The organism is Peptoniphilus grossensis (assembly GCF_001940285.1).
Classification (GTDB): Bacteria; Bacillota; Clostridia; order Tissierellales; family Peptoniphilaceae; genus Peptoniphilus_A; species Peptoniphilus_A faecalis.
Window position 1 is genome coordinate 1,782,001 of sequence record NZ_MJIH01000001.1, and the last position, 13,804, is coordinate 1,795,804.

Sequence of the window (13,804 nt, forward strand, 5' to 3'; positions counted from 1 at the left end):
TTTTAGAATTAATATAAATAAAAAAATAAAGGAGAGAAAAAAATGAAAAAAGTTATTTTAGCACTTTCACTAGTGCTTGCTCTAACACTTACAGCTTGTGGCGGAGCAAAAAAGGAAGACACAAAGGCAGAGGGCAACAAGGCTGTTGCTGAAGAAGCAAAGGATGGCGATAATAAAATTGTAATTGGCGTATCACCTACACCTCACGGCGAAATAATTGAAGGATTAAAGGATGAATTTGAGAAACAAGGACTTGATGTTGAAGTTGTAAATTTTGATGATTATGTTCAACCAAACCTACAACTTGAAGCAGGAGATCTTGACGCAAACTACTTCCAACACAAACCATACCTTGATAGTTTTGTAGAAGAAAGAGGAATCAAAAATCTTGATGTACTTGGATATGTTCATATCGAACCAATGGCTTTATATTCAGAAAAATATAAATCAGTGGACGAAATTGAAGATGGCTCAGAAATTATCATACCTAATGACCCAAGCAATGGAGCAAGAGCATTAATACTTCTTGAAGATGCTGGTCTTATTAAATTAAAAGACAAGACAAACCTTAATTCAACAGAGAAAGATATTGCAGAAAATCCAAAGAATTTAAAATTCACAGCAATGGATGCACCTTCAATTGTACAAGTTTATAAGGATTCTGGAGCTGCAGTTATAAACTCAAACTTCGCAATTGGAAAGGGTCTTGACCCAACTAAAGACTCAATCTTCATAGAATCAAAGGATTCACCTTATGCAAATTTAGTGGCAATTAGAAAAGAAGATGCTGAAAAAGAAAAATTCAAAAAATTCATTGAAGTTTTAAATTCTGATGCAGCAAAGAAATTAATCGAAGAAAAATTCAAGGGAGCAGTAATTCCTGCCTTTGGAAAATAATTTAAAATAATTTTAGAGACCTTTTTAGGTCTCTTTTTAGTTAGTTGCATGAAAACTGTAAAAACTTTAAAAATTGTTTTAACTTTTCAAAAACCTTTGATAATAAAATCATTAATTTTTCACAAAAAAACTTTAATATATATATATAGAAAGAAAGGAGGAAAATATGGATAATAATAGAAAGGGAAAAAATAAAGGCATGGGAAAAATAATTGTGATAATAGCTTTAGTTTTTTCACTAATTGGTGGAATAATTGGTTCAGCAATCACAACTTATAAAATATTGCCTAATGTCACTTCATCTACATCAAATGAAGGAAATTCTAATATAACAATTTCTGCAAAGGACAATGTTAGTGTTGCATCTGCTGTTGCAAAAAAATCAATGTCTTCAGTTGTAGGAATTACAACTAAGGGAGTACAACAATCTTTCTTTGGTCAAGTTGAAGTTCAAGGTGTGGGCTCAGGTGTAATAGTGGATCCAAAGGGATATATTCTTACGAATGCTCATGTTGTAAAATTAAACAACAAAGTAGTTGAAGATGTAACAGTTAGACTTAATAATGAAAAGGATATTCAAGGTAAAACTATTTGGGCAGACGAAAATGTGGATCTTGCCATTGTAAAAGTTAATACTAATGAAAAATTAAATGTAGCAACTCTTGGAGATTCCGACAAGCTTTCCATTGGAGATGCAGCAATTGCAATTGGAAATCCAATTTCATTGCAATTTTCGCAAACTGTAACTCAAGGAATAATATCTGGACTTGACAGATATGTTGGTGCAGTAAGTGGCGGCGGATACATGACAGGACTTATCCAAACAGATGCATCAATTAATGGTGGTAATTCTGGCGGACCGCTTTTAAATTCAGAGGGCGAAGTCATAGGAATAAACACTGTAAAAGTTCAATCAGCAGAAGGACTTGGATTTTCAATTCCAATTAATTTTATAAAACCAATTGTAAAACAAGTTATAGAAACGGGAAGTTACAAAGAAATGTCAATGGGAATGCTTACGATGAACTTAAATGTTGCAGCACAAGTATTTAATGGAAAAACTGATGTAGAAAAGGGAATTTTTGTATATAAGGTTTATGAAGGGTCACCTGCATCTAAAGCTGGACTTGAGGCTGGTGATATTATTACAAAAATTGGAAAAGACGAAGTAAGTGACAACAATGCTCTAAAGTCAATATTGTACAAATATCAAGAAGGAGATAGTGCTGAAGTTAGCTATGTGAGAAAGGGAAAGGCACAAACTACAGAAGTTAAATTTTCTGATTATTCAATAGAAAATGACAAGGAAGCACAAAAGGATATTAAAGCTCAAGAAGAAGCGAGAGCTAAGGAATATCAACAAAGACAACAGGAACAACAAGATTTATTTAATAAATTTAGACAAGAATTTGAAAATGGATTTTAAACAAAAAGGTAGGTGAAGTTTTATATTTCACCTACTTTTTTGCGATTTTTTCTAATTTTTCTGAATTAATTGAATCAAAGTATTCTTCTAAAAGTTCTACAAATCTCTTTGCATACTTTGTAATATATCTATTTTTATTTTTTATTGCATAGATGCCAAGAGTTACGGGCTTATTTTTTGAATAAAGAGGGAAGATATTAATGTCGTCATCAAATTCGGACATCCATCTTTTTATATTCATTTGAGAAATAAAGACTGCGGCAAGAGCTTTATTACAAATGGAAAGGGCAATTCGTGAATATGCAGTCTCAATATAGTCAATTGGTCTGACACCGGAATCTTTAAAGCTTTTGTTGATCAAGGCTCTTATTCTATTGTCTTGAGTATAAAGAAGGAAAGGAACTTTTTCAAAATCCTGCAAGTTGATTCTTTCAAAGGATTTTTCTTTTAAGGAATCTAAGTTGGGAACATATTTTTCCAAAAGTCTATCACTAACACATAAGTACAATTTTTCGTCTAAGAGAAGGCGAGATTTTAAGTTTTCATTTTTATAATTTTCGTCAATGCTTATAGCAATGTCTATTTTATTTTCTACACACATTTCTTCAAGCTCGTGGGATTGCTTCTCGTGAAGCACTAGACCAACTTGTGGAAATTCTTCAGTAAATTTTTCTATAATTGATGGAATAAAAATATCAGCTCTAGGTGAAGAGGCACCTATTATTAATCTGCCCATATTTTCACTTTCCATATCTCTAATTTTATTTATCATATCGGATTCAGATGTAAGGAGTTTTTCTGCATACTTTAAATATTCCTCGCCAATTGGAGTTAGCATAAGTTTTGGCCTTCTAAAAAATAATTTTGTGCCATAATAATCTTCAAGTCTTTTTATGTGATTAGACAAAGTTTGTTGTGATATGTAAAGTTTGTCGCTAGTTTCATTCATGTTTAAAGTTTTAGCTAGCTCTGTAAAATAGTAAATACTTTCGAAATTCATGTTTTCTCCTATCAAATAAATTTTGTTACAGATACAAATTTTTATAAATTTATTTTATAATAAATTTATTATATACTATGTACAAGATAATTGTGAAATATTTTATTAAGAATCCTTATAGTTTACCAGCTTTTTTCCTTAATATCACAATTACCGGAATCCCCTTGCACCCACCTCCTTGGGTGCATTTTTATTGCAAAATTTTTTATAGCAAGAATGCAGTAATTTTAAAGATGAGCTTTTAATTTTCATAAATTTAAAAAATCAAAAATTTTAAATAAATTCTCGTAAAATAAAAATGATAAAAACTATCAAAAAGACTTTACAAATTAACAAAGACATAATATAATAAGGACAGTTAATGATAGTTAATGTCATTTAACAAAATACTTTGATTTTGGGACACCCCATAACTCCTAAGATTAATAATAAATTATACCAATCTTCACTCTGAAAAGAGAAACTAAGGCTGCTTCGGCAGCCTTTTTACTTTAAGTGAAATTTATTAAAAAGGAGTTAATCAAGTAAAATAATTTATGTTAAAAATATTTAATATAATGGCTAAATATAAAAAGTTTTCAAAAATTTTACAAAAACTTTACGATATATTATATAATAATGCACTAGAAGGTGATTTTTTGTTTAATAAAGAAAAAAATAGTGAAGTTAGAAGCTTTAATATTATAGATTTAGTAAGTCAAATTTTATTTTCTTTGATAATAACTCTCGCAATGTTACTTCTTGCCCCAAGCGATGCGGGAGTTGTTGGAAAAATCGTAAGAAGTCCCGTTGTATTGATTTTGAACTTTCTTCCAGTTTTTCTAACAGGAATTTTATTTCAAGGGATTTTTGGCAGGCGAAGATTTGCACTAATTTTTAATACGATCTTTTACCTAATATTATTTACAGTACATAGGACAAAGGTCTTTTATAGAAGTGCACCCTTTAGAATGTCTGATATAGGATTATCTTTAGAAGCTTTTAAGATGTCCCAAAACTCCTTTCATCCCGATGTTATTTCTATAATAATTTTTGTAACATTTTTTGTTTTTGCAATTTTTATTTCACATTTTTTTAAAAGTGAAAAGTTAAAAGTGAGAGACAGATTATTATCAATTCTTTCTATATTAATTGGATCGGCTTTACTATTTAATTTTGTATATTCAAAGGATACAATATATAATAGCTTGCCACTTATGGGAAATGAATATAATTTAATAGATCATTTTAACTCCAAGGGTTTTAATTTTGCATTTATATTTAATCTAAAAAAATCCTTTGTAAGGGCGCCAGAAGGCTATAATAAAAAGGAAATGGAAAAAATAGATAGAGTTGATCATGGAGAAGAAATTTCTGTAATAAAATACAATCCTCGTCCAAATATTATTTGGATAATGGGAGAGGCCTTTACAGATCTTTCGGAAAATCCACAATTTCATTTTTCTAAAGAAAATGATCCAAACTATAATTTTAAAAGATTAAAGGATAACTCTGTGATGTATGGTAGAATTGTAACTCCGTCCTTTGGTGGAGGAACAGGAGATACTGAATTTGATGTGTTAACAGGTGCCCTTACTATTGATTGTGCACCTGATGAGAGTTTTGCTTTTAATGCAATAAAAAGAGATGTTTCATCACTTCCAAGTCTTTTAGATAAAATTGGATACAAGACTATGGCCTTTCACCCAGGATATGCATGGTTTTACGGAAGACAAAATGTATATCCAAAATTATGCTTTAAGGATAATTATTTTTTAGAGGATATCGAAAATCCTGAAATAAAAGGTGGCTATGTTTCTGAGAGACAATTTTCAGAAATTTTTATAAATAGATTTTTAGAAGCCTTAAATAATTCAGATGAGCCGATTTTTAGCTATGGATTAGATATTCAAAATCATGGGCCATATTTTTACGATAAATATGGGGAAAATTTGCCTTACGAATGTGATTCTACTTTGTCAAACGATGCTGCAAATAATTTTGGTTCTTATTTTCTGGGAGTAAAGGATATGGACATAATGCTTGGCGAAGTTTACGATATGATGATGAGTTTAGAAGAACCAACGATTATGGTATTTTACGGTGATCACTTGCCAGGACTTGGAAATGATCCAAGTGCCTTTGATGAAATTGGGATAAAACTATCAAATGACGACTTGGGAAAGGAAATTGAATTTTATTCAACGCCCTATGTAATAGTTGCAAATGAAAGTGGAAAGGGATTTTTAAATAGAGAAAATGTTGAAGTGAAAGATGGCAACGCAATTTCTGCCAATTATCTTTCTTCAATTGTCCTCGATATGTTAAACTACAATAAAGTGGACAATTTCTTTATATACAATTCAGAACTTAGGAAAAAACTTCCAATTATTTCTAGGAATTTTATATTTGATGGAATTAATACTTATCCCAGAAAAGATGTAAAAGGTGAAGCAAAGGAGCTTTACGAAAATTATAAAAAGTACGAGTATTATAGAATAAATGAGTAGGTGAATTATGGAGATATTAAAAAAAGTTGAAGAAATTTCAGAGGAATTAGATGAGCTTAGAAAATTTATTTACGAAAATCCAGAACTCGGATTTGAAGAGTATAAATCTTCAAAGGCACACATTGATTTATTAAAGAAGCATGGCTTTGAAATAGAATTTCCCTACATGGGATGTGAAACTTCTTTTAAGGCTGTGTATGATTCAAAAAAGAAGGGGAGGACAGTTTCCTATTTATCAGAATACGATGCACTTCCAGGTATTGGTCATGGATGTGGTCACAATATTTTGGGAGCAACTGCAACGGGAGCAGGCATTGTCCTTTCTAAACTAATCGGTGAAATTGGTGGAAGAGTAATAGTTTTTGGAACTGCAGCAGAAGAAGTTGGAGGCACGAAAATTGAAATTGCAAATTCAGATGAATTAAAGGATGTAGATGTTGCAATTGAAATGCATCCAGCCTCCTATAATTCACTTACGCCAAATTCACTTGCCCTTTCTACAAGAAGATTTGAATTCTTTGGCAAAACTTCTCACGCATCAGATGCACCTGAAAAGGGAATTAATGCACTAGATGCACAAATAGTCTTATTTTCTGCAATAAATGCTCTAAGACAAGAGACTAAAGACGGCACGAGGATCCACGGAATAATAAAGGATGGTGGCAAAGCTGCTAATATCATCCCAGATTACACGGACTCAAGATTTTACGCAAGAAGTCCAGAGAAAAAAGACTTACTAGAAATTTTAGAAAAATTAGAAAATTGTGCAAAGGGAGCAGCCCTTGCTACTGGTTGTGAAGTTAAAATTTCTGAATACGAAAAGGGAAATGATAATACAGTTAGAAATAATGCCTTTAATGCAGTTTTAAAAGAAAAATTAGAAAAATATCTCGACGAAGAGATAAAGGATATTGAACTCAACAAGGGTTCTACTGACGCTGGGAATTTTTCTCACGAAGTGCCAACTATTCATGGATATTTTAAAATTGCAGATGAAAGTGTAAATGGACATACAGTGGAACTTAGAGATGCAACTATGACAGATTATGCTTTTAGCCAAATGAAGAAAGTAATTGCTGCCATAGTTGAAGTTGGAATTACAATTTTAACTGATGATGAAGCCTTTGAAAAAATAATGGAAGAATTCAAAGAAAATGTGAAAAGTGGAAAAATTATCCCACACAGCAAATTAAATAAGGATTAACTATTAAAAAACACTTCTCTTCTTGGTATAATGTAAAAGATAGAGGTGTTTTTTTGAAAACAGATATTATTAAATTTAAAGGAAATGCAAAAGATAAAATTTATTTAAAGAAAATTAGTGAAACTTTAAGTGATGGAGGTCTAGTTGTTTTCCCAACGGAAACAGTTTATGGACTTGGAGGAAATGGACTCAACAAGAGAGCTTGCAGAAAAATATACGAGGCAAAGGGTAGACCAAGTGACAATCCACTAATACTTCATATTGCAGAAAATTCACAACTTGAGGAATTAGTTTTAGAAATTCCCGATGTGGCAAAAAAGTGCATTGAAAAATTTTGGCCAGGACCTCTTACTATTATTTTTAAGAGATCTGAAATTATACCAGATGAAGCAACTGGTGGACTTGAAACTGTTGCAATAAGAGAGCCTAATAATAAAATTGCTCATGATATTTTAAAATCAGTAAATTTTCCAGTGGCAGCTCCTTCGGCAAATTTATCAGGTAGGCCATCCCCAACTAAAGTTGAACATGTTATAGAAGATTTGGAAGGTCGAGTAGATATAATAGTAGATGGTGGTCATTCTGTAGTTGGAATTGAATCCACTGTGCTTGATGTAACAGTTGATCCGCCAATGATTTTAAGACCAGGGAAAATTACTTTAGAAGATTTAAGAGAAATCGATAAAAACATTACAATAGATAATGCGACAATTGATTCGAAAAGTGGAGTAATCCCAAAATCTCCAGGACAAAAATATAGGCATTATGCACCAAGGGCAGAGGCAATTTGTTTTGGAGGAAGGCTAGATAAAGTTGTAAATGAGATCAAAAAAAATATTGGAGAAAATAAGGACAAAAAGATTGCAGTTCTTGCAACTGATGAAACTTATGACCAGTACAAAAATCTAGATATAAAACTTTTAATAAACCTTGGATCAAGAGAACATCTTGAAGAAGTGGCATCAAATTTATTTGACGCATTAAGAAGATGTGATGAAGAAAATGTAGACATAATTTTTGCAGAGGGTTTTGAACTTAGAGGGATTGGTCTTAGTATTATGAATAGATTATTGAAGGCTTGCAGTGGAAAAGTTGTCATGAGAATTTAGGAGAAAAAATGAAAATAGCAATAGGTTCTGATCATGCAGGATTTTATTTAAAAAAAGATGTAATAAAACACTTAGAAGAAAGAAATATTGAAGTTAAAGACATGGGACCTTTTGATGATAATCGTGTAGATTATCCAGATTATGGGCATGCAGTTGGACACGCCGTTATAGACAATGAAATGGACTTTGGAATAGTTATTTGTGGTTCAGGAATTGGAATTTCAATTTCTGCAAATAAAGTTAAGGGGATAAGAGCTGCACTTTGTTCTGAGCCCTATTCTGCTAAACTTGCAAGGCGACACAATGATGCAAATGTGCTTGCAATGGGAGCAAGGTTAATTGGTCACGACATGGCAATAGAAATTGTAGAAGCCTTTTTAAATGAAAAATTTGAAGGTGGAAGACATATCAACAGAGTAAACAAAATTGAGGAGGAATAACATGGGATATACAATAATAAAGCACCCACTTATCGATCACAAGATGACAATAATTAGAAAAAAAGAAACTAGTTCCATGGAATTTAGACAAATTGTAAATGAAATTGCAACATTAATGGGTTATGAAGTAACGAGAGATTTAGAAACAGAAGATATTGAAATTGAAACTCCCATTGGAAAAGCTATTGGAAAAAGAATTTCCGGCAAAAAAATTGGAATAGTGCCTATATTAAGAGCAGGTCTTGGAATGGTGGAAGGACTTCTTACAATAATGCCAGCAGCAAGAGTTGGCCACATTGGAATGTACAGAGATCCCGAAACTTTAAAGCCAGTTACTTATTATTCAAAATTACCTAAAGATGTAGCATCTAGACAAATGATTATTGTCGATCCAATGCTTGCAACAGGCGGATCACTTATAGAAGCTATTGACGAATTAAAGAGAAATGGTGCAAAAAATATTAAATCAATAAATTTATTAGCTGCACCAGAAGGGCTAAAGGCAGTGCAAGAAGCTCATCCTGATGTAGAAATTTATATTGCTGCACTAGATGAGAAATTAAATGAAGATAAGTATATAGTACCTGGACTTGGAGATGCAGGAGATAGATTATTTGGAACAAAGTAAGAGGTAAATATGTATAATTATTTAGTTCCTTTTTTTGCAGCTTTTATTTTGACTTTTTTACAAATGCCCTTTGTTATAAAAATTGCAAAAAAAAATGGGTTTTTAGATGTGCCAAAGGATACAAGAAGAGTTCATAAAAAGCCAATTCCAGTAGGTGGTGGCATTGCTATGGTAATAAGTGTAACTATTTTAATGCTTGTTTTTTTACCTATAAATAAAACACTTATCTTTACTATAATTAGTTCTCTTGTGATCGCATTTTCTGGATTATATGACGACAAATATGACATTAGTCCAAAATTAAAATTTGGTTATCAAATTATTGCAGCCATAATTCTTGTGGCAGGTGGCATGAAAATTGAATTTTTAACAAACCCCTTTGATTATGAGGATGCATTACTCATTTTAAATATGCTTTCTATACCGGTTACAATTTTTTGGGTGTGTGGAATAACAAATACAATAAACTTGATAGATGGATTAGATGGACTTGCATCGGGAGTATCAATGATATGTGCCATTTCCATGTTTTTTATAACATATCAAATGGGGAGATTTGATGTTAGTTTAGTATGTGTACTTGTTGCAGGTGCTTGTCTTGGGTTTTTGCCTTATAACTTTAATCCTGCAAAAATATTTATGGGAGATACGGGAGCATTGTATCTTGGATTTATGCTTTCATATATAAGCATTTCCGGATTTTTAAAACAAGCAGCAATACTTATGATTTTTGTGCCAGTATTAATTTTAGGTGTGCCAGTATTTGACACAGCTTTTGCAATGTTAAGGCGTAAACTTTCTGGAAAGTCAATGGTTCAAGCTGACAAGGGACATCTCCATCACAGACTTTTAAAAATGGGCTTAAACCAAAGACAAACCGTTGTGATTTTATATTCAATATCGGCGATATTTGGGATACTTGCAAATGTAATTTCAAAGTTTCATTCATCAATTGCACTTATTATTTCAATAGCAGTTATTTTAATAATACTCCTAACGGGAATAGCTGCTGGAATGCTAAAAAATAAGGAGGAATAAATGAAGGTATTATTTGTATTTGGTACAAGACCTGAGGGCATTAAGATGGCTCCAATTATAAAAGAGATTGAAAAAAGACACGATCTTGAGAGCTACACTTGTGTAACAGGTCAGCACAGAGAAATGCTGGACCAAGTGCTAGAAATTTTTGATATAAAACCAGATTACGATTTAAATATTTTTAAAAAAGGTCAATCCTTAACAGATGTAACAACAAAAACACTTTTGGGACTTGAGGATATTTTAGAAGAATTAAAGCCAGACATACTTATGGTGCAAGGTGATACCACTACAGTATTCGCCGCAGCACTTGCAGCTTTCTACAAGAAAATAAAAATAGGACATGTGGAAGCTGGACTAAGATCAGGAAATTTGTACTCACCTTATCCTGAAGAGGCAAACAGAAAACTCACAGGTGTACTTGCAAATTATCATTTTGCACCAACAGAGTCTAATAGAGAAAATCTTTTAAAAGAGGGTTATGATGACAAAAATATTTTCATTACTGGAAACACTGTAATTGATGCACTGAAGTATTCTGTTAAAGAAGATTTTGTATTTGACGATGAAATTTTGAATAATTTAGATTATAATAAAGAAGTAGTATTACTTACTGCGCATAGGAGAGAAAATTGGGGAGAACCAATGGAAAATATTTTTTCAGCAATTAGGAGAGTAATCCTTGAAAGAGAAAATGTTGAAATTGTATTTCCAATTCACTTAAATCCAATTGTTAGAAGTACTGCAAAAAAATATTTTTCTGATTTAGACAGAGTTCATCTTATTGAACCACTTTCCTATATGCCTTTTTCAAATTTAATGGCAAGGGTAAAATTTGTAGTTACAGATTCTGGTGGCGTGCAAGAAGAAGCTCCAGCTCTTGGCAAACCTGTTTTAGTTCTTAGAAATGAGACTGAAAGGATGGAAGGAGTAGAAGCAAAGACAGCTAAACTTGTGGGTACAAATTCACAAGATGTCTATGATAGTATAATTAATTTATTAGATGATAAAAATTTGTACGAAAAAATGTCAAAGGCTATAAATCCTTATGGAGATGGTCATGCTGCAAAAAAAATCGTTAATATTTTAGAAGGGATGGATTAATTTTAAAATATTAATTATTTTTTTAAAATTATGGGTATAGTTTTACAAAAGGCTTGAGGAGGTAGATCACATGGGAAAAACTATTAAAGAAATTAAAATTGGCGATACAGCTGAATTTACAAAGACAATTTCTGAGTCAGATGTATATCTTTATGCTGGTATTACTGGCGATTTGAATCCTGCCCATATAAACGAAGTTGAAGCTGGAAAGGGCAATTTTAAAACTAGAATTGCACATGGAATGCTAACAGCAGGACTTGTTTCTGCAGTTCTTGGCATGAAACTTCCTGGTCCAGGCACTATTTACATGGGTCAAGAAATGAAATTTACTAAACCTGTTTATTTCGGGGATACAATTACAGCTAAAGTTGAAGTGATTGAGATAATTAAAGAAAAAATATTGAAGCTCAAGACAACTTGCACAAATCAAAAGGGAGAAATTGTTTTAGACGGTGTGGCTACTGTATTGCCACCACGCGATTAATGAGGAGGAAAAAATGGAAGATAGAATTGTTATAGCATCAGCTGCAAGAACGGCTGTAGGAAGTTTTGGAGGTCAATTTAAGACGGTTTCAGCAGTGGAACTTGGAGTAGTGGCAGCAAAAGAAGCACTTAAAAGAGCAAATGTAAAATCTGACATGGTTGATGAAGCTTATATTGGCAATGTTCTTCAAGCAGCTCAAGGACAAAATGTTGCAAGACAAGTTGTTCTAGGAGCAGGAATTGACATTAAGACTCCAGCAGTTACTATTAATGCAGTATGTGGATCTGGTCTTCGTGCAGTAAGTTTAGCAGCTCAAGTTATTAAAGCTGGAGATGCTGAAATTATACTTGCAGGGGGAACAGAATCAATGTCAATGGCACCATACGCTCTTACTAATGAAAGATGGGGAGCAAGAATGGGAGACAAAAAAGTTGTTGACACAATGATTAAAGACGGTCTTTGGGATGCTTTCAACGATTATCACATGGGTATTACAGCTGAAAATGTGGCTGAAAAATATGGTATTACTAGAGAAATGCAAGACGAACTAGCTACAAGATCTCAAAACAATGCAGAAAGAGCAAGAAAAGAAGGAAGATTTAAAGACGAAATCGTTCCTGTAGAAGTTAAAGATAGAAAAGGCAATGTAACAGTTGTTGACACAGATGAACATATTAGAGAAGGAGTAACAGTAGAATCTATAGCAAAATTAAAACCATCTTTCAAAAAAGATGGCGGTACAGTTACAGCAGGTAACGCATCTGGAATCAACGATGGAGCAGCAATGCTTGTAATAATGAAAGAATCAAAGGCAAAGGAACTTGGAGTAGAACCTCTTGCATATATTATTTCTTATGCAACAGCAGGTGTTGATCCTAAGATCATGGGTACGGGACCTATTCCATCATCAACTAAAGCCCTTGAAATTGCAGGACTTAAAGTTGATGACCTTGACTTAATAGAAGCTAATGAAGCTTTTGCAGCTCAAGCTTGTGCAGTTAACCAAGTTATGAAATTTGATATTAATAAAGTAAACGTAAATGGTGGAGCTATTGCAATTGGACACCCTATTGGAGCAAGTGGAGCTAGAATTTTAACAACACTTCTGTTCGAAATGCAAAAGAGAGATGCTAAAAAAGGTTTAGCAACACTTTGTATAGGTGGAGGAATGGGAACTGCTCTTATCGTTGGAAGGGACTAATATGGATTATAAATATTTAATTGTAGAAAAAAAGCCTCATGGAATTCTTCTCTTAACACTTAATAGAGAAAAAAGTCTTAATGCTTTAAATTCTGAAATGTTAAAAGAACTCCATAAATTCTTTGCACGTGTAGAAGACGATGTGAGATGTATCATTGTAACAGGTGCAGGAAAAGCATTTGTAGCTGGTGCTGATATTGGCGAAATGGCAAACTTTTCTGCCAGTGAAGCCTATGACTTTGCAAAACTTGGCATGGATACTTTTATGGAAATAGAAAGATGTAGAGTTCCAGTAATAGCAGCTGTAAATGGGTTTGCACTAGGTGGTGGATGTGAAATTTCCATCGCTTGTGATATTAGACTTGCGTCTACAAAGGCAAAATTTGGTCAACCAGAAGTAGGCCTTGGAATCACACCAGGATTTGGTGGAACACAAAGACTTTCTAGGACAATTGGACCTGGGTATGCAAAGGAATTGATCTACACAGCAGAAACTATTGATGCTAAAAAAGCTTTAGAAATTGGTCTAGTAAATAGCGTGTATGAACCAGATGAATTAATTGACAAAGCTCTTGAAATGGCAGAAAAAATTGCTAGGAATGCACCAAAGGCAGTAGAATATTCTAAACAATCAATTGTAAATGGATCTCAAACAGATATTGACACAGCAATGCAAATCGAAAAAACTCACTTTGGCCTATGTTTTGCAACAAATGACCAAAAAGAAGGCATGAAGGCATTTTTAAATAAGGGAAAAACTGAATTTAAAGGAAAATAAGGTGAA

General features: G+C 32.7%; 13 protein-coding genes. 12 read left to right on the forward strand and 1 reads right to left on the reverse strand.

Annotated features, from left to right (window positions below):
- The first annotated feature begins 42 nt into the window (after nt 1-42).
- Both BIV18_RS08570 and BIV18_RS08575 read left to right on the forward strand, forming a co-directional pair.
- Nucleotides 43-897, forward strand: a complete 855-nt coding sequence (locus BIV18_RS08570; protein WP_075660189.1) for a MetQ/NlpA family ABC transporter substrate-binding protein — start codon at nt 43-45, stop codon at nt 895-897.
- Nucleotides 898-1,063: 166 nt separating this feature from the next.
- The gene (locus BIV18_RS08575) at nt 1,064-2,323 is read left to right on the forward strand and encodes a S1C family serine protease (RefSeq protein ID WP_075660190.1); all 1,260 of its coding nucleotides are present in this window, start codon (nt 1,064-1,066) and stop codon (nt 2,321-2,323) included.
- Between the two features lie 31 nt (nt 2,324-2,354).
- Here BIV18_RS08575 and BIV18_RS08580 read toward each other — a convergent pair whose 3' ends face one another.
- Complete coding sequence (locus tag BIV18_RS08580) at nt 2,355-3,323, reverse strand: LysR family transcriptional regulator (RefSeq protein ID WP_075660191.1); 969 nt, start codon at nt 3,321-3,323, stop codon at nt 2,355-2,357.
- 536 nt (nt 3,324-3,859) lie between these two features.
- Between BIV18_RS08580 and BIV18_RS08585 the strand changes: the two genes are divergently transcribed.
- The 10 genes from BIV18_RS08585 to BIV18_RS08630 all read left to right on the forward strand — a co-directional run bounded on the left by BIV18_RS08585 (nt 3,860) and on the right by BIV18_RS08630 (nt 13,798).
- Nucleotides 3,860-5,812: an LTA synthase family protein gene (locus tag BIV18_RS08585; protein ID WP_235860820.1), complete on the forward strand. Its 1,953-nt coding sequence runs from the start codon at nt 3,860-3,862 to the stop codon at nt 5,810-5,812.
- 7 nt (nt 5,813-5,819) lie between these two features.
- Nucleotides 5,820-7,016, forward strand: coding sequence for a M20 family metallopeptidase (locus BIV18_RS08590; RefSeq protein WP_075660192.1), 1,197 nt, complete (start codon nt 5,820-5,822; stop codon nt 7,014-7,016).
- Nucleotides 7,017-7,069: 53 nt separating this feature from the next.
- Nucleotides 7,070-8,125 carry an L-threonylcarbamoyladenylate synthase gene (locus BIV18_RS08595; RefSeq protein ID WP_075660193.1) on the forward strand — a complete coding sequence of 352 codons (1,056 nt, stop codon included), beginning with the start codon at nt 7,070-7,072 and terminating at the stop codon, nt 8,123-8,125.
- 8 nt (nt 8,126-8,133) lie between these two features.
- Complete coding sequence (gene rpiB, locus BIV18_RS08600) at nt 8,134-8,565, forward strand: ribose 5-phosphate isomerase B (RefSeq protein WP_075660194.1); 432 nt, start codon at nt 8,134-8,136, stop codon at nt 8,563-8,565.
- Nucleotide 8,566: 1 nt separating this feature from the next.
- Nucleotides 8,567-9,193: a uracil phosphoribosyltransferase gene (gene upp, locus BIV18_RS08605; RefSeq protein ID WP_075660195.1), complete on the forward strand. Its 627-nt coding sequence runs from the start codon at nt 8,567-8,569 to the stop codon at nt 9,191-9,193.
- A gap of 9 nt (nt 9,194-9,202) precedes the next feature.
- Nucleotides 9,203-10,231: a glycosyltransferase family 4 protein gene (locus tag BIV18_RS08610; protein WP_075660196.1), complete on the forward strand. Its 1,029-nt coding sequence runs from the start codon at nt 9,203-9,205 to the stop codon at nt 10,229-10,231.
- Entirely contained in the window at nt 10,232-11,335 is a 1,104-nt protein-coding gene (gene wecB, locus BIV18_RS08615; protein ID WP_075660197.1) for a non-hydrolyzing UDP-N-acetylglucosamine 2-epimerase, read from the forward strand.
- A 70-nt stretch (nt 11,336-11,405) separates the two neighbouring features.
- A complete protein-coding gene (locus tag BIV18_RS08620) occupies nt 11,406-11,819 on the forward strand; it encodes a MaoC family dehydratase (protein WP_075660198.1) in 414 nt (137 codons plus the stop codon).
- A 13-nt stretch (nt 11,820-11,832) separates the two neighbouring features.
- Nucleotides 11,833-13,020, forward strand: coding sequence for an acetyl-CoA C-acetyltransferase (locus BIV18_RS08625; RefSeq protein ID WP_075660199.1), 1,188 nt, complete (start codon nt 11,833-11,835; stop codon nt 13,018-13,020).
- A 1-nt stretch (nt 13,021) separates the two neighbouring features.
- Nucleotides 13,022-13,798, forward strand: a complete 777-nt coding sequence (locus tag BIV18_RS08630) for an enoyl-CoA hydratase-related protein (protein WP_075660200.1) — start codon at nt 13,022-13,024, stop codon at nt 13,796-13,798.
- Nucleotides 13,799-13,804: the final 6 nt, after the last annotated feature.